Source organism: Enterobacter cloacae complex sp. ECL352 (genome assembly GCF_020149545.1).
In the GTDB taxonomy this organism is placed as follows: domain Bacteria; phylum Pseudomonadota; class Gammaproteobacteria; order Enterobacterales; family Enterobacteriaceae; genus Enterobacter; species Enterobacter asburiae_B.
Map to the genome: position 1 here is coordinate 3587140 of NZ_CP083709.1, position 17523 is coordinate 3604662.

The following is a 17523-nucleotide window of genomic DNA, read 5'->3' on the forward strand; positions in this document are numbered from 1 at the left end:
AGGGGCCTGATTGCGATCTGAGTGATTATTTGTAGGCTGACTGATGAACGCCTACCGCGCGTCCTGACGGATCGTTCATGGATTTGAAAGATTCATCCCATTCAATCGCTTTGGCAGAAGAGCAGGCGACGGACGGGCCACCCGGTACGCACTCCGCGGCACTCGGTACCGGGAACAGCTCTTCAAAAATTTCACGATACAGATAGGCTTCTTTCGAGCCCGGCGTGTTGTACGGGAAGCGGAAGCTCGCGGTTTCCAGCTGTTGGTCAGAAACCTGTTTCGCCGCGACCTCTTTCAGGGTGTCGATCCAGCTATAACCAACGCCATCAGAGAACTGCTCTTTCTGACGCCATGCCACGCTCGCCGGCAGGTAGGATTCAAAACACTCACGCAGGATATGTTTTTCCATTTTGCCGTTGCCGCACATCTTGTCCTGCGGGTTGATGCGCATCGCCACGTCGAGGAATTTCTTATCCAGGAACGGCACGCGCGCTTCCACGCCCCAGGCCGACATCGCTTTGTTGGCACGCGCACAGTCGAACATGTGCAGCGCCTGCAGCTTACGCACGGTTTCTTCGTGCAGCTCTTTGGCGTTCGGCGCTTTGTGGAAGTACAGGTAGCCGCCAAACACTTCGTCAGAACCTTCACCGGAGAGCACCATCTTGATGCCCATCGCTTTGATCTTACGCGACATCAGGTACATCGGCGTTGAGGCGCGGATGGTGGTCACGTCATAGGTTTCAATGTGATAGATCACATCGCGGATCGCATCCAGACCTTCCTGCACGGTGAAGTGAATCTCATGGTGCACGGTGCCGAGGTGGTTCGCCACTTCCTGCGCGGCTTTCAGGTCAGGTGCGCCTTCCAGGCCAACGGCAAAAGAGTGCAGCTGTGGCCACCAGGCTTCTGAGCGCTCCTGATCTTCCACGCGACGGGCCGCGAATTTCTTGGTGATCGCGGAGATCACGGAGGAGTCCAGACCGCCGGAGAGCAGCACGCCGTAGGGCACATCAGACATCAGGTGGCTTTTGACGGAATCTTCCAGGGCCTGACGCAGCTCGGCTTTGTCCGTGACGTTGTCTTTTACCGCATCATAGTCGAACCAGTCACGCTGGTAATAGGAACGGATCTCGCCGTCTTTGCTCCACAGATAGCTGCCCGCCGGGAACTCTTTAATGGTGCGGCATACCGGCACCAGGGCTTTCATTTCAGAGGCGACGTAGAAGTTGCCGTGCTCATCGTGGCCCATGTACAGCGGGATAATGCCGATGTGGTCACGGCCAATCAGATAAGCGTCTTTTTCGCTGTCGTACAGGGCGAAGGCGAACATGCCCTGCAGGTCGTCCAGGAACTCGGGCCCTTTCTCCTGATACAGCGCCAGGATCACTTCACAGTCAGAACCGGTCTGGAACGCGTAGCGGTCGCCGTATTCGGCGCGCAGCGCCTGGTGGTTGTAGATTTCACCGTTGACAGCCAGCGCGTGCGTTTTTTTCTCGTTATACAGCGGCTGTGCACCGGCGTTGACGTCAACAATGGACAGACGTTCGTGAGCCAGAATCGCTTTATCACTGGCGTAAACGCCTGACCAGTCCGGACCGCGGTGGCGCATCAGGCGGGACAGTTCGAGTGCCTTTTTACGCAGTTCGCCCGCGTCAGTTTTAATATCCAGTACGCCAAAAATTGAACACATAACCTTCTCCGTTAACCCTGTTGCTTTGTAATGTTGCTTGCTTATGAAAATGCCGCAAAGGGGCAGGGCGCGCAAGCGTTTTACGGGTGAAAACGGAAATAGTGCAACAGTGATTGCGGAATAGTGAAAAAAGAGCACGCCAGAAATTCTTTTATTGATGATTATGCAATGAAACGTGCTTTTTGTTAGATGAGAATTTATTTTTGTAGGCCATAAATGAAAAACCACGCCCTGAGGCGTGGTTCGGTATCAGATGATGTCGATTTCATCGACGGAGGGGTAAATCCAGCTTGGCCGGAACGGCATCGAATCAATGTCATCAAGTTGAGAGACGCCGGAGAGGACCAGAATCGTCTCCAGACCCGCCTGGAATCCGGCCAGAATATCGGTGCGCAGGTTGTCGCCGACAATAACGGTTTCTTCAGAGTGGGCCTGCATCTTGTTGAGCGCGGCACGAATGATCCACGGGCTCGGTTTACCGACTACAAACGGCTGACGACCTGAGATTTTTTCGATACCGGCGCACAGCGCGCCGCAGGCCGGATAAAAACCACGGCCGTGCGTATCCGGGTTGGTCGCGATAAAGCGCGCGCCGCTGGCGACAAAGTATGCTGCCTTATGCATCATCTCCCAGTTAAAGGAGCGCGTTTCGCCGACAATCACGAAGTCCGGGTTCACGTCAGTGATGGTAAAGCCAGCTTTGTACAACTCGTGTATCAGCGCACCTTCACCCACCACGTAGGCTTTTTTCCCTTCCTGACGCTTCAGAAAATCCGCCGTGGCCATTGCCGAGGTATAAAACACGCTGTCCGGAACGTCGACGCCCGCCGTGGCAAAGCGGTTAGCCAGATCCTGACCGGTTTGGGAAGGGTAGTTCGTGAGCAGAACCAGAGGCATTCCTTTGTCGATGATGCGGTGAAGAAACTCCGCAGCACCCGGCACGGCAACGTTGTCGTGCATCAGCACGCCGTCGATATCACAAATTACATTCTTAATGGTCATGGACAGTCCGACATCAAAAAAAGAAGGCGTTACTATAAGGTCCGATCAACTTTCCAGCAAATGCTGCAGCAGAATTCCGTTGAGCATGGCGCGTTTGACCAGCGCGAACGCGCCAATCGCCGAGCGATGGTCAAGCTTTGAACGAACCACCGGGAGGTTCTGGCGGAATGCTTTCAGCGCCTGGGTGTTAATACAGCCTTCAATGGCGGGGAGCAGCACCTTTTCCGCCTCCACAATTTCACCGGCGATCACCACTTTCTGGGGGTTAAACAGGTTAATGGCGATGGCGATGGTTTTCCCCAGATGGCGGCCTACCTGCTCGATCACTTCACAGGCCAGCGCGTCGCCTTTATTGGCGGCTTTGCAGATGGTGCCTATCTTGCAATCGTCCAGCGTGACGCGGCTGTGGTAACCCTGTTCAAGGAGATGGCGAACGCGCTGCTCGATGGCCGTGTTGGCGGCAATCGTTTCAAGGCAGCCGAAGTTGCCGCAGTGGCAGCGCTCCCCGAGGGGTTCAACCTGAATGTGGCCGATCTCGCCGACGTTACCGTTGCGACCAATAAAAATACGGCCGTTAGAGATAATACCGGCGCCCGTTCCGCGGTGAACGCGCACCAGAATAGAGTCTTCACAGTCCTGGCTCGCACCAAAGTAGTGCTCTGCCAGCGCCAGAGAGCGAATGTCGTGGCCCACAAAGCAGGTCACCTTAAAACGCTTTTCCAGCGCGTCGACCAGCCCCCAGTTTTCAACCTGAATATGCGGCATATAGCGGATCACGCCGCTTTCCGGGTCGACCAGTCCTGGCAGAATCACGGAGATGGCAATGAGTTCACGGATCTTGCGCTGACAGCTTTCAATAAACTGCGCAATGGTATTCAGCAGCGCATGCTCAAGCGTCTCCTGAGTGCGCTCCGGAAGAGGGTAGTGCTCTTCCGCAATCGCTTTACTGCTCAGATCGTACAGCGTGAGCGTGGTGTCATGACGGCCCAGACGGACGCCAATGGCCTGAAAATTGCGGGTTTCGGTAATAATGGAGATGGCGCGGCGGCCTCCGGTGGAGGCCTGCTGATCGACTTCTTTGATCAGACCGCGCTCAATGAGCTGGCGGGTAATTTTTGTCACGCTGGCGGGAGCAAGCTGGCTCTGTTCGGCTATCTGAATTCGCGAGATTGGTCCGTGCTGGTCAATCAGGCGGTATACCGCCGCACTGTTAAGTTGTTTAACGAGATCGACATTACCGATTTGAGCTTGTCCGCCAGGTGTCATACTTTTACTTACTCAGTGACGACCTCGTTACCATTAACGATGGTCTTAATAATTTTATAATCGTGTGTGAATGCCGTCAGGTTTGCAACCATACCTGGTGCAATTTCGCCGAGCTGTTTATCCACGCCCATTGCGCGCGCCGGATAAAGGGTGGCCATACGCAGGACTTCATCAAGCGCAATCCCGCAATGTTCAACCAGGTTACGCACCCCTTCAATCATGGTTAAAGAGGAACCGCTCAGCGTACCGTTTTCATCCACACACAGTCCATTGCGGTAGTATATTGTTTTACCGGCAAAAATGAACTGCTCAATATTTGCACCTGCCGGTGCGGTGGCATCCGTCACCAGACAAAGCTTGTCACCTTTCAGCCGCTTAGCGTTGCGAATGTTGGTGTAATCGACGTGTAAGCCGTCAGCAATAATGCCGCAGTAAACGTCTGGCTCATCCAGAATAGCCCCGACCAGACCCGGTTCACGGCCTGTGATATACGGCATGGCGTTGTAAAGGTGCGTTGCGAAGGTAATCCCCGCGCGGAAACCGGCTTTCGCTTCTTTCAGCGTCGCGTTTGAGTGACCTGCTGAAACGATAATTCCGGCACCAGCCAGTTTGCTGATGACATCCGTACCCGTCATTTCAGGCGCCAGCGTCACTTTGACGATCACATCGGCGTTCGCACACATGTAGTCAACCAGCTCCGCATCAGGTTTACGCACGTAATCCGGGTTATGCGTTCCTTTCTTGACCATATTCAGCCATGGCCCTTCAAGGTGCAGACCCAGCGCCTGATTAGGGTGTTTGGCCAGGTATTCGCGCATCACGCGGATACCCTGCTTCATGAGGTCATCACTGCTGGTGATGAGCGTTGGCAGATAGCTGGTGCAGCCCGATTTCTCGTTGGCCTTCTGCATGATCTCCAGCGTTTCGACCGTCACCGCATCCGCGGTGTCATTGAATTGCACACCGCCGCAGCCGTTGAGCTGTACGTCGATGAAACCGGGGGAGATTACTGCTCCATTGAGTGAGCGCTGTTCAATCTCCGGCGGCAGTTCTGCCAGCGGACAAACACGTTCAATCAGGCCATCAGCGATAACAATCGCATGGTCATCCAGAATTTCATGGCCGGTATAAATCCGACCGTGGGTTAAAGCGTACATAACGACCCCCGGTTAAAAAAAGCGGCCGCCTCTTGATGAAGAGGCGGTTATTCAATTACAGACCTTTGATGTTCTCAGCTTCTAACTCGTTGAAGTATTTCAGCGTTTTAACCTTCAGCTCCATCGTGGACGGTTCGTCGCAGACGATGACGGATTTAGGATGCAGCTGCAGGCAGCTGATGGTCCACATATGGTTAACGTTGCCTTCAACGGCAGCCTGGAGCGCTTGCGCTTTCACGCCGCCCAGCACCAAAATCATCACTTCTTCGGCATCCAGCAGGGTGCCTACGCCTACGGTCAGGGCGTATTTTGGAACCTGGTTAACATCGCCGTCAAAGAAGCGGGAGTTTGCCACGCGCGTGTCATGGGTCAGCGTTTTAATACGGGTGCGGGAAGCCAGAGATGACGCCGGTTCGTTAAACGCGATATGACCATCATTACCTACACCACCCATGAACAGGTGGATCTTACCGTAAGAACGGATTTTTTCTTCATACTGACGGCATTCTGCGTCAATATCAGGCGCGTTTCCATTCAGCAGGTTAATATTTTCAGATGGAATATCAACGTGATCAAAGAAATTACGGTGCATAAAGCTATGGTAGCTTTCCGGGTGGTCTTTCGGTAAGCCAACGTATTCATCCATATTGAAGGTCACAACATGTTTGAAGCTAACCTGGCCTGCTTTATGCATCTCAACCAGCGCCTTATAGGCGGTCAGCGGCGTGCCGCCTGTCGGAAGTCCAAGAACGAAAGGACGATCGGCGGTCGGTTTAAAGGCGTTAATACGGTTAACGATATGGCGAGCGGCCCATTTACCGACTTGTTCAGCAGTTGCCAGGGGAATCAGTCTCATTGTTCACCTCAAGAGTTTAAGTAGAAGAGTGGGCGGATGGCTATCGGGACCTGATACTTAAGCGTAACCTGGAAACTTTCAGGCCGGATCAATCCGTCTTGATTTTTTGAATGATAAAATAAGTTTTCGCTGTTAGCCAGTGTAAGGGAGGGTGAATAACGATATTTGGTGACAAAAATCACAAAAAGTACGCGTTTAATTTGCGATACGAATTAATTTTTCACACACTCACAATGCCAGTGAAGCATCAACTGTATCTATAGTTCGTGACACAATAAAAAACAGAGCTGAGAACATGCCTTAAACGGGGTCTCATAGGGGGAAGAAAGTGAGTATTCTAGGTTATTTACAAAAGGTTGGCCGCGCGCTTATGGTGCCGGTCGCCACGCTGCCTGCCGCAGCCATCCTGATGGGTGTCGGCTACTGGATCGACCCCAACGGCTGGGGTAATACCAGCGCGCTGGCGGCGTTCTTTATCAAGTCAGGTTCCGCCATTATCGACAACATGTCCGTGTTGTTCGCGATTGGTGTGGCTTACGGTATGTCCAAAGACAAAGACGGTGCCGCTGCGCTGACGGGTTTTGTCGGTTTCCTCGTGTTAACCACCCTCTGCTCGCCTGCAGCGGTGGCCATGATCCAAAAAATTCCGGCGGACCAGGTTCCGGCAGCATTCGGTAAGATCAGCAACCAGTTTGTCGGTATCCTTGTGGGTATCATCTCCGCCGAACTGTATAACCGCTTCAGCAGCGTAGAGCTGCCAAAAGCGCTCTCCTTCTTTAGCGGTCGCCGCCTGGTTCCTATCCTGACCTCGTTTGTGATGATCGTTGTCGCGTTCATCATGATGTACGTCTGGCCGATGATTTTCGACGGTCTGGTGAACTTCGGTGAGCACATCCAGAAACTGGGTTCTGTCGGTGCGGGCGTGTACGCGTTCTTCAACCGTCTGCTGATCCCGGTCGGTCTGCACCACGCGCTGAACTCCGTATTCTGGTTCGACGTTGCCGGTATTAACGATATCCCTAACTTCCTGGGTGGCGCACAGTCCATCGAAGCAGGTAAAGCGGTTGTCGGTATCACCGGTCGTTACCAGGCGGGCTTCTTCCCGATCATGATGTTTGGTCTGCCGGGTGCTGCGCTGGCTATCTACCACTGCGCGCGTCCAGAGAACAAAGCAAAAGTGCTGGGTATCATGATGGCGGGGGCGTTCGCGGCCTTCTTCACCGGTATCACCGAGCCGCTGGAGTTCTCCTTCATGTTCGTGGCGCCGGTTCTGTATGTGATCCACGCCGTGCTGACCGGTATCTCCGTGTTCATCGCTGCCAGCATGCACTGGATTGCCGGTTTCGGCTTCAGCGCCGGTCTGGTGGATATGGTGCTGTCGTCCCGTAACCCGCTGGCGACCCACTGGTGGATGCTGATCCCGCAAGGTCTGGTGTTCTTCGCGATCTACTACATGGTGTTCCGTTTCACTATCACCAAATTCAACCTGATGACCCCGGGTCGTGAACTGGCCGTGGCCGGTAGCGAAGCGGATGGTCAGGATGTGAACGTGAGCGGTGCTCAGGATCAGGACGTTTCAGGCCTGGCGCGTCAGTACATCGCCGCTGTCGGCGGTTCTGACAACCTGACCGGTATCGACGCCTGTATCACTCGTCTGCGTCTGAACGTCAAAGACTCTTCCCTGGTGAACGAAGCGCTGGCCAAACGTCTGGGTGCTTCCGGCGTTATCCGCCTGAACAAAACCAGCGTGCAGATTATCGTTGGCTTCGTGGCAGAGAAAATTGCTAATGCCATGAAAACCACTGGTCCGGTAGCCGCAGCAGAAGCTTCTGCCGCACCTGCCGCCGCGCCAGCGGCTGCAAAACCGCAGGCGGTACCGAACGCCAAAACGGTAGCCGCGCTGGTTTCACCGGTAACAGGTGAAGTGGTTGCGATTGAGCAGGTGCCTGACGAAGCCTTCGCCAGCAAAGCTGTTGGTGACGGTGTGGCGGTGAAACCAACGGACAAAACCGTTGTGTCTCCGGCGGCCGGTACCATCGTGAAAATCTTCAACACCAACCACGCGTTCTGCCTCGAAACCGAAAATGGCGCGGAGATCGTTGTCCACATGGGTATCGATACCGTTGCGCTGAACGGTCAGGGCTTTACTCGCCTGGTGGAAGAGGGCGCTGAAGTGGTGGCCGGGCAGCCGATTCTGGAAATGGATCTGGACTTCCTGAACGCCAACGCGCGCTCCATGATAAGCCCGGTCGTTTGCAGCAACATCGATGACTTCAGTGGCCTGGTCATTCAGGCGAAAGGTCAGGTTGTTGCGGGTCAAACACCGCTGTATGAGATTAAAGGCAAGTAATCGCTCCTGAGTAGAGTCATGCCTTAAGCGGCGGGGGATATCCTCCGCCGCTTTTTTTTGCAGCAAACGCCCCCATTATTTTCTTCAGAGACGTTTTAAGGGTTGTCACTACGTCCGGCTTATAAGATCATATGCCGTTATACGTTGTTTACGCTTTGAGGAATCCACGATGAGTGAGGCAGAAGCCCGCCCGAGTAACTTTATTCGTCAGATCATCGATGAAGATCTGGCCAGTGGTAAGCACACCACAGTTCATACCCGCTTCCCGCCGGAGCCGAACGGCTACCTGCATATCGGGCATGCGAAGTCCATCTGCCTGAACTTTGGCATTGCACAAGACTACCAGGGACAGTGCAACCTGCGTTTCGATGACACCAATCCAGTAAAAGAAGACATCGAATACGTTGAGTCCATCAAGAATGACGTGCAATGGCTGGGCTTCAACTGGTCTGGCGATATCTGCTACTCCTCTGACTATTTCGATCAGCTGTACGCCTACGCGGTTGAACTGATCAACAAGGGTCTGGCGTACGTTGACGAACTGTCTGCTGATGAAATCCGTGAATATCGCGGTACGCTGACCGCCCCGGGCAAAAACAGCCCGTTCCGCGATCGCAGCGTGGAAGAGAACCTGGCGCTGTTTGAAAAAATGCGTGCCGGTGGCTTCGAAGAAGGCGAAGCGTGCCTGCGTGCCAAAATCGACATGGCGTCTCCGTTCATCGTGATGCGCGATCCGGTGCTGTACCGCATCAAGTTCGCGGAACACCATCAGACCGGCAACAAGTGGTGCATCTACCCGATGTACGACTTTACCCACTGCATCAGCGATGCGCTGGAAGGCATTACGCACTCCCTGTGTACGCTGGAGTTTCAGGACAACCGTCGTCTGTACGACTGGGTTCTGGACAACATCACCATTCCTGTACATCCGCGCCAGTACGAGTTCTCTCGTCTGAATCTGGAATACACCGTGATGTCCAAGCGTAAGCTGAACCTGCTGGTGACCGACAAGCACGTTGAAGGCTGGGATGACCCACGTATGCCAACCATCTCTGGTCTGCGCCGTCGTGGTTACACTGCCGCCTCTATTCGTGAGTTCTGCAAACGCATCGGCGTGACCAAGCAGGACAACACCATCGAGATGGCCTCCCTTGAATCCTGCATTCGCGAAGATCTCAACGAAAACGCCCCGCGCGCGATGGCCGTTATCGACCCGGTGAAGCTGGTTATCGAAAACTATCCGCAGGGTGAAAGCGAGCTGGTCTCCATGCCTAACCATCCGAACAAACCGGAAATGGGTAGCCGTGACGTGCCGTTCAGCGGTGACATCTGGATTGACCGCGCTGACTTCCGCGAAGAAGCCAACAAGCAGTACAAGCGTCTGGTGCTGGGTAAAGAAGTGCGTCTGCGTAATGCCTACGTCATCAAAGCCGAGCGCGTAGAGAAAGATGCGGAAGGGAATATCACCACCATCTTCTGTTCATATGACGCTGAAACGCTGAGCAAAGATCCGGCGGATGGCCGCAAGGTGAAAGGCGTGATTCACTGGGTGAGCGCTTCCCACGCGCTGCCGGTAGAAATCCGTCTGTACGATCGTCTGTTCAGCGTGCCTAACCCAGGTGCAGCGGAAGACTTCCTGGCGACCATCAACCCGGAATCTCTGGTGATCAAGCAGGGTTATGCGGAGCCTTCTCTGAAAGCCGCTGAAGCGGGCAAAGCGTTCCAGTTCGAACGTGAAGGTTACTTCTGCCTGGACAGCCGTTACAGCACGGCGGAAAAACCGGTATTCAACCGTACCGTAGGCCTGCGTGATACCTGGACGAAGATCGGCGAATAATATTGCTGCTCTGGTCAATGAGAGACAAACGCCGCACTATGCGGCGTTTTTTTATTTTACGATCAGGGTATTAAGACAGGGCCTAAAAAGGCGTCATAAAAATATCAGGTCAATGAGGTGCTACTTATTTTTCAAAAAAAAGTTTGTATCATTGCGGAAATTAAAAAGGTTATAAAAAAGGAAAGAATTCTCACGTCTAGCTACTGAAATACCTGATAATTCCCCGCCATTCCTCGCCTCCTCACAAATGTTACAAAGCGCTACCAATTATGTGCACTTCGTCATAGTCCTGACTTTTGTCCGCTAAAAAGCATTGATAATTCGCGTCGCGAAAAATAACCTAAAGACGGTAGTTAATTCGAGGGTATTTAAAGCTACCCCTGACCATTTGGTCTTTTTTATTTACGCCGCTTCAGGCGTTTTAATTCGTCAAAGAGGAATAATCTATGCGTACGTTCAGTGGCAAACGTAGTGCGCTGGCGCTGGCTATTGCCGGTGTGACAGCAATGTCGGGTCTGGTGGTGACACCAGAGGCGAAAGCGGCGGGCTTCATCGATGATTCTACCCTCACGGGCGGTATTTATTACTGGCAGCGTGAACGTGACCGTAAAGACGTCACCGAAGACAAATACAAAACCAACCTTTCTCACTCCACCTGGAATGCCAACCTGGACTTCCAGTCAGGCTATGCCGCGGATATGTTCGGTCTGGATATTGCTGCGTTTACCGCGATTGAAATGGCGGAAAACGGCGACAGCGCCCACCCGAACGAAATTGCCTTCTCCTCCAGCAACAAAGCCTATAAAGAAGACTGGTCCGGGGATAAGAGCGGCATTAGCCTTTACAAAGCCGCTGCAAAATTTAAATACGGTCCGGTCTGGGCGCGCGGTGGTTATATTCAGCCAACTGGCCAGACTCTGTTAGCACCGCACTGGAGCTTTATGCCGGGTACCTATCAGGGTGCCGAAGCCGGGGCGAACTTTGACTACGGTGATGCGGGTGCGTTGAGCTTCTCCTATATGTGGACCAACGAGTACAAAGCACCGTGGCACATCGAGATGGACAAGTTCTACCAGAACGATAAAAAAACCAAAGTCGATTACCTGCACTCGTTGGGCGCGAAGTACGACTTCAAAAACGATCTGGTGCTGGAAGCGGCATTTGGTCAGGCACAGGGCTATGTCGATCAGTATTTTGCCAAGGCCAGCTATAAATTTGATGTCGCGGGTAGCCCGCTGAGCACCAGCTACCAATTCTACGGTACGCGCGACAAGGTCAGCAACGGTGGCGTAAACGACATTTATGACGGCACCGCGTGGCTGCAGGCGTTAACCTTCGGCTACAAGGTCGGTCAGGTTGATTTGCGTCTGGAAGGCACATGGGTGAAGGCAGAAGGGCAGCAGGGCTACTTCCTGCAGCGTATGACCCCGACCTACGCCTCCTCCAACGGTCGTCTTGATATCTGGTGGGATAATCGCTCAGACTTCAACGCCGACGGCGAGAAAGCGGTCTTCTTCGGCGCAATGTATGACCTGAAAAACTGGAACCTGCCTGGCTGGGCGGTGGGCGCTTCTTACGCTTACGCCTGGGACGCAAAACCTGCCGATATGGCCACGCCGGACGCATACTACGATCCCAACTATCGCCTGAAAGAGTCTTCCTACAGCCTTGATGCTATCTATACCCTGCAGGATGGCCGTGCGAAAGGCACGATGTTCAAACTGCACTTCACCCAGTATGACAACCACTCCGATATCCCGAGCTATGCGGGCGGTTACGGCAACATCTTCCAGGATGAGCGTGACGTGAAATTCATGGTTATTGCCCCATTCACCATCTTCTGATGAACGCACCGGCGGGCTGAGTCCCGCCGGCATGGAGACTGCACATGATGAAAAAAATTGTAATCGTCGCGTTGCTGGCATCAGGGCTGGTGGCGTGTGCTCAGAATCAGGCGCCGAAAGAGGACTCCCGTCTGAAGGAGGCGTATAGCGCCTGCATAAATACTGCGGAAGGATCGCCGGAGAAAATTCAAGCCTGTCAGAGCGTGCTGAACGTGCTGAAGAAAGAGAAAGCGCATGAGCAGTTCGCGACGCAGGAAAACGTCCGCGTGATGGATTACCAGGCCTGTATTCAGGCGCGTAAAACCGGTAACGATCAGGAAGTGGCGAAGCGTTGCGACCAGATTTGGAAAGAAATACGAAGCAATAACAGTAACTAATTCGCTGTTATCATGCCCGGTGGCTCTGCGCCACCGGGCTTTTTTTAGGCAAAAAAAAGCCAGCCTTGCGGCTGGCTGAGAGTATGAATCTTATTATTTCGCGTCGTGCGCGTGATCGTCTTCGCGGCAATCGCCCTCAGCGCAGTGACCGTAAAGGTACAGGCTGTGGTTTGTCAGGCGGATGCCATGACGCGCAGCGATTTCACGCTGGCGCGCTTCGATGGAATCATCGCTGAATTCAATGACCTTGCCGCAATCGAGGCAGATCAGGTGATCGTGGTGCTGCTGCTGGGTCAGTTCGAAAACGGATTTACCGCCTTCGAAATTATGACGGGTAACAATGCCCGCGTCATCAAACTGGTTCAGCACGCGATAGACGGTAGCCAGCCCAATCTCTTCACCCATGTCGATAAGACGTTTATAAAGGTCTTCCGCACTGACATGGTGATTGTCTGGACCCTGAAGCACTTCAAGGATTTTTAACCGAGGAAGCGTAACTTTCAGGCCAGCCTTCTTTAATGCGGTATTGTTGTCAGTCATGCGGAATCTGTCCTGTTGCTAAACGATTCACTTCTGTAGGAAGTGACAGAAAATGCACCCGGGATAATGCGTCTCATTATAGAACTGCCATGGCTAAATGAAAACTGCAAGTCTCAGGCAAAATATGCTTATAAAAACGTGGTATCACCAACAAACTTGCTCAATGGAAAACCACGTTTTATCAGGGAGACATTGTACAGGTCTGGGCGAAAAAGTTAAAAGATTGTAGCGATTAATTTAATCGGTTTGACCTGGAGCATGGGCGCAACCGCAGTTGCGCCGCGATAAAATCAGGCGTTCAGAATATCATCCAGGTGCAGTTCTTCGCGGATCTGCTTCACCCACTTCTCAACGCGCTCTGCGGTCAGTTCTGGCTGACGATCTTCGTCGATGGCCAGGCCTACGAAATGATCGTCATCGGCCAGGCCTTTAGACGCTTCGAAGTGGTAACCGGCGGTCGGCCAGTGGCCTACGATAACCGCGCCGTTCGGCTCAATGATATCGCGGATGGTGCCCAGTGCGTCACAGAAGTATTCGGCGTAGTCTTCCTGATCGCCACAGCCAAACAGGGCGACCAGCTTACCGTTGAAGTCCACTTCTTCCAGCGTCGGGAAGAAATCATCCCAGTCGCACTGGGCTTCACCGTAGTACCAGGTTGGGATACCCAGCAGCAGAATGTCATAGCCTTCCAGATCTTCTTTGCTGCTCTTGGCGATGTCATGCACATCAGCAACGTCTTTACCGAGCTGTTTTTGAATGTTTTTTGCGATATTTTCGGTATTGCCGGTATCACTGCCAAAGAAAATGCCGATGATTGCCATGAGTAAAATAACCTCTTGAAACTTAATAGTATGGTGGCGCAATTCGGCCACGGATAAGGGCAATAATAGCAGAACTGGCAACCCTGCGGAAACAGCTATCGCGCAGGACTGCACTCTGTGCTACATGAAAAGGGTGAGAAAGGGGATTTTCAGACTTATGCCTGGCTGCGTAACGTCTCAAGCTGGACGAGCAACATCTCTTCAATGAGCTCGCTGCGGCTGATATTTCGCGCGTCAGCCAGCTCGTTCAGCGCGTCGACGGCGTCGGCGTTAAGCTTCAGTTCGACACGCTTAAGCCCACGATTTTTATCGCGTTTAAGCTGGTTGCGTTTATTGATACGCAGCTGTTCATCGCGCGAAAGCGGATTCGTCTTGGGTCGTCCCGGGCGACGCTCATTCGCGAACAGATCTAGTGTCGTACGGTCCGTTTGTTCTTTGGCCATGATTCTGAGACTTCGGGGGAAACACGCCGCCCTGCTAATGCCCGGGCGATAAGCGCGCCATCATACATCACCAAAAACGGCACGCCAACGACTGGAAGCCCGCAGCCTTCCAGTCGCTTTCTTTTTAATCAATTTGCAGTATCAGCAAGATAGCGGCGAATGGCGCGCAGCACAGCATCCGGTTTTTCCGCATGCACCCAGTGCCCGGCACCGGCAATCACGTGGGCGCGAGCCTGCGGGAATTGGGTCAGCAGCGTGTCGCGGTACGCGTCGGTAACGTAAGGAGAATTTCCGCCGCGAATAAAGAGAGTAGGGTGTGGCCAGGCGGGGACGGTTTCCCAGCCCACGATGTTATTGTATTGATCCCAGAGCACCGGCACGTTAAAACGCCATTGGCCGTCAACAAATGACTTCAGCAGGAACTGCACGACGCCTTCTTCATCAAGATGCTCACGCATGACGGCAGCCGCCTGTTGGCGCGTAGCGACACCCGCTTCTGTGACCGCATTGATGGCGGCAAAAATCTCGTCGTGACGGCGGACGTCATAATCCACGGGCGCGACGTCAATCACCACCAGGCCGCTAATACGGTCCGGGGCCAGTGCCGTCAGGGCCATCACCGCTTTGCCACCCATTGAATGCCCGATGAGGGTCACCTTTTGCAGGTCGTGGGCATCCAGCGTATCCAGCAGATCCTGCGCCATCGCCGCGTAGGTCATCTCGTCGGAACGCCCGGAAAGACCATGATTGCGCATATCGACCTGTAAAATATCGTGGTCGGTAACCAGATCGCGCGCCAGCACGCCCAGGTTATCCAGGCTGCCAAAAAGCCCGTGAACCAGTACGATGGGAGAATTATTGTTCGGCGATTGTGCAGTTTGCGCTCGGGTATTCAATTTCATGGCAAAGTTCTTTTTTTACGTATGTCAGGTTAGGGTATCATGTTGACCATTCTGCCGCCCGGCTGCAAGGTTCCAGTTTAATCTGACTTTTGCGGCCAACCTGGTTTGACGCTATCCGCTGTTGGGATTTGACCTTATAATCCCAATGACTTGTATTCAGATAAGATATCGCACTGGATTAAGATGAAAACAATCGAAGTTGATGACGAACTCTATCAGTATATTGCCAGCCAGACGCGGCATATCGGGGAGAGCGCGTCCGACATTTTACGGCGCATGCTTAAAATTTCCGCCGCTTCACAGCCTGCTACCCCAGTCACCAAAGATGTCGTGTCTCAGCCGAGCGTTGTTGCACAAGCAAAACCTGTCGTGACGCCGGCAAAAGATAAAGTGCGCGCGATGCGCGAGCTGCTGCTCTCCGATGAATACGCGGAGCAGAAAAAGGCGGTTAACCGCTTTATGCTGGTGCTGTCTACACTTTACTCACTGGATAACAAAGCGTTTGCTGAAGCGACCGAGTCGCTTCACGGCCGTACTCGCGTCTATTTCGCGGGCGACGAGCAGACGCTGCTGCAAAATGGCAATCAAACCAAACCCAAACATGTTCCTGGCACCCCGTACTGGGTGATCACCAATACCAATACGGGCCGCAAGTGCAGCATGATTGAACACATCATGCAGTCCATGCAGTTCCCGGCGGAATTGATTGAAAAGGTTTGCGGTACAATTTAACCCTTGCATCAGAAGGACCCGGTAATGGCAAATCACAGCCGTGCAGGCCAACCTGCACAACAAAGCGATTTGATTAACGTCGCTCAGCTGACCGCGCAGTATTACGTGCTGAAACCGGTCGTGGGCAACGCAGAACACGCAGTGAAGTTTGGTACATCTGGTCACCGCGGCAGCGCGGCGCGCCACAGCTTTAACGAACCGCACATTCTGGCCATTGCTCAGGCCATTGCGGAAGAGCGCGCTAAAAACGGCGTTACCGGTCCGTGCTACGTGGGGAAAGATACCCATGCCCTGTCTGAACCGGCGTTCATCTCTGTTGTGGAAGTGCTGGCGGCAAACGGCGTCGATGTGATTGTTCAGGAGAACAATGGCTTCACCCCAACGCCTGCGGTCTCTAATGCCATCCTGGTGCACAACAAAAAAGGTGGCGCTCTGGCGGACGGTATCGTTATTACGCCATCCCACAACCCGCCGGAAGACGGTGGTATCAAATACAACCCGCCTAACGGTGGCCCGGCCGACACTAACGTCACCAAAGTGGTGGAAGATCGTGCGAACGCGCTGCTGGCTGACGATCTTAAAGGCGTGAAGCGTATTTCTCTGGATGCGGCCATGGCGTCCGGTCATGTGAAAGAGCAGGATCTGGTTCAGCCGTTCGTGGAAGGGCTGGCGGATATCGTCGATATGGCGGCCATCCAGAAAGCCGGCCTGAAGCTGGGCGTGGATCCGCTGGGCGGCTCCGGTATCGAATACTGGAAACGTATCGCCGAGCACTACAAGCTGGATCTGACCATCGTGAACGATCACGTCGATCAGACCTTCCGCTTTATGCACCTGGACAAAGACGGCGCGATCCGTATGGACTGCTCATCCGAGTGCGCGATGGCGGGCCTGCTGGCGCTGCGTGATAAATTCGATCTGGCGTTTGCTAACGACCCGGATTATGACCGTCACGGTATCGTCACCCCTGCCGGGCTGATGAACCCGAACCACTATCTGGCTGTTGCAATTAACTATCTGTTCCAGCACCGCCCGCAGTGGGGCAAAGAGGTGGCCGTCGGTAAAACGCTGGTTTCCTCTGCGATGATTGACCGCGTGGTCGAGGCGCTGGGCCGCAAGCTGGTGGAAGTGCCGGTCGGCTTCAAATGGTTCGTTGACGGTCTGCACGACGGCAGCTTCGGCTTCGGCGGTGAAGAGAGCGCGGGCGCATCTTTCCTGCGTTTCGACGGCACGCCATGGTCAACCGATAAAGACGGCATCATCATGTGCCTGCTGGCGGCGGAGATCACCGCGGTCACCGGTAAGAACCCGCAGGAACACTACAACGACCTGGCGGCACGCTTTGGTGCACCAAGCTATAACCGTATTCAGGCTAGCGCGACGTCAGCTCAGAAAGCGGCCCTGTCCAAACTCTCTCCGGAGATGGTCAGCGCAAGCACCCTGGCAGGCGATCCGATCACCGCGCGTCTGACGGCTGCACCGGGCAACGGCGCATCCATTGGTGGTCTGAAAGTGATGACTGAGAACGGCTGGTTCGCCGCGCGTCCGTCCGGTACGGAAGATGCGTATAAAATCTATTGCGAAAGCTTCCTCGGCGCTGAGCACCGTCAGCAGATTGAGAAAGAAGCGGTAGAGATTGTCAGCGAAGTGTTGAAAAACGCGTAAGTGCGGTATGGGTGCGGGCTGATGCCCTCACCCCGGCCCTC

Annotated in this window: 15 protein-coding genes; 6 read left to right on the forward strand and 9 right to left on the reverse strand. The window is 53.8% G+C overall.

Annotated features, from left to right (window positions below; all coding sequences use genetic code 11):
• Positions 1 to 25 precede the first annotated feature (25 nt).
• The 5 genes from asnB to nagB all read right to left on the reverse strand — a co-directional run bounded on the left by asnB (position 26) and on the right by nagB (position 5971).
• Positions 26 to 1690: an asparagine synthase B gene (gene asnB / locus LBF07_RS17425; protein WP_023310762.1), complete on the reverse strand. Its 1665-nt coding sequence runs from the start codon at positions 1688 to 1690 to the stop codon at positions 26 to 28.
• Positions 1691 to 1939: 249 nt separating this feature from the next.
• Positions 1940 to 2692: a ribonucleotide monophosphatase NagD gene (gene nagD / locus LBF07_RS17430; RefSeq protein WP_023310763.1), complete on the reverse strand. Its 753-nt coding sequence runs from the start codon at positions 2690 to 2692 to the stop codon at positions 1940 to 1942.
• Positions 2693 to 2737: 45 nt separating this feature from the next.
• The gene (locus tag LBF07_RS17435; protein WP_094934389.1) at positions 2738 to 3958 is read right to left on the reverse strand and encodes an N-acetylglucosamine repressor; all 1221 of its coding nucleotides are present in this window, start codon (positions 3956 to 3958) and stop codon (positions 2738 to 2740) included.
• Positions 3959 to 3966: 8 nt separating this feature from the next.
• Positions 3967 to 5115: an N-acetylglucosamine-6-phosphate deacetylase gene (gene nagA / locus LBF07_RS17440; protein WP_094934388.1), complete on the reverse strand. Its 1149-nt coding sequence runs from the start codon at positions 5113 to 5115 to the stop codon at positions 3967 to 3969.
• Between the two features lie 55 nt (positions 5116 to 5170).
• On the reverse strand, positions 5171 to 5971 hold the full coding sequence (gene nagB / locus LBF07_RS17445; RefSeq protein ID WP_023310765.1) for a glucosamine-6-phosphate deaminase: 801 nt from the start codon (positions 5969 to 5971) through the stop codon (positions 5171 to 5173).
• A gap of 328 nt (positions 5972 to 6299) precedes the next feature.
• Between nagB and nagE the strand changes: the two genes are divergently transcribed.
• The 4 genes from nagE (at position 6300) to chiQ (ending at position 12379) form a co-directional block, all read left to right on the forward strand.
• Positions 6300 to 8321 carry an N-acetylglucosamine-specific PTS transporter subunit IIBC gene (gene nagE / locus LBF07_RS17450; protein ID WP_047633829.1) on the forward strand — a complete coding sequence of 674 codons (2022 nt, stop codon included), beginning with the start codon at positions 6300 to 6302 and terminating at the stop codon, positions 8319 to 8321.
• A gap of 169 nt (positions 8322 to 8490) precedes the next feature.
• The gene (gene glnS, locus LBF07_RS17455) at positions 8491 to 10158 is read left to right on the forward strand and encodes a glutamine--tRNA ligase (protein WP_094934387.1); all 1668 of its coding nucleotides are present in this window, start codon (positions 8491 to 8493) and stop codon (positions 10156 to 10158) included.
• 446 nt (positions 10159 to 10604) lie between these two features.
• Complete coding sequence (gene chiP, locus LBF07_RS17460; RefSeq protein ID WP_023310769.1) at positions 10605 to 12002, forward strand: chitoporin; 1398 nt, start codon at positions 10605 to 10607, stop codon at positions 12000 to 12002.
• 47 nt (positions 12003 to 12049) lie between these two features.
• On the forward strand, positions 12050 to 12379 hold the full coding sequence (chiQ, locus tag LBF07_RS17465; RefSeq protein ID WP_047061876.1) for a ChiQ/YbfN family lipoprotein: 330 nt from the start codon (positions 12050 to 12052) through the stop codon (positions 12377 to 12379).
• 93 nt (positions 12380 to 12472) lie between these two features.
• On the opposite strand, the gene fur is transcribed toward chiQ, so the two are convergent.
• The 4 genes from fur to ybfF form a co-directional block, all read right to left on the reverse strand.
• Positions 12473 to 12919: a ferric iron uptake transcriptional regulator gene (fur, locus tag LBF07_RS17470; RefSeq protein ID WP_014169146.1), complete on the reverse strand. Its 447-nt coding sequence runs from the start codon at positions 12917 to 12919 to the stop codon at positions 12473 to 12475.
• Positions 12920 to 13209: 290 nt separating this feature from the next.
• Entirely contained in the window at positions 13210 to 13740 is a 531-nt protein-coding gene (gene fldA, locus LBF07_RS17475; protein ID WP_008501067.1) for a flavodoxin FldA, read from the reverse strand.
• Positions 13741 to 13895: 155 nt separating this feature from the next.
• A complete protein-coding gene (ybfE, locus tag LBF07_RS17480) occupies positions 13896 to 14183 on the reverse strand; it encodes a LexA regulated protein (RefSeq protein WP_028019455.1) in 288 nt (95 codons plus the stop codon).
• 128 nt (positions 14184 to 14311) lie between these two features.
• Entirely contained in the window at positions 14312 to 15085 is a 774-nt protein-coding gene (gene ybfF / locus LBF07_RS17485; RefSeq protein ID WP_094934386.1) for an esterase, read from the reverse strand.
• A 183-nt stretch (positions 15086 to 15268) separates the two neighbouring features.
• On the opposite strand from ybfF, the gene seqA reads away from it, so the two are divergent.
• A complete protein-coding gene (gene seqA, locus LBF07_RS17490; protein ID WP_094934385.1) occupies positions 15269 to 15817 on the forward strand; it encodes a replication initiation negative regulator SeqA in 549 nt (182 codons plus the stop codon).
• 24 nt (positions 15818 to 15841) lie between these two features.
• Positions 15842 to 17482, forward strand: coding sequence for a phosphoglucomutase (alpha-D-glucose-1,6-bisphosphate-dependent) (pgm, locus tag LBF07_RS17495; protein ID WP_058841816.1), 1641 nt, complete (start codon positions 15842 to 15844; stop codon positions 17480 to 17482).
• The last annotated feature ends 41 nt before the right edge of the window (positions 17483 to 17523 follow it).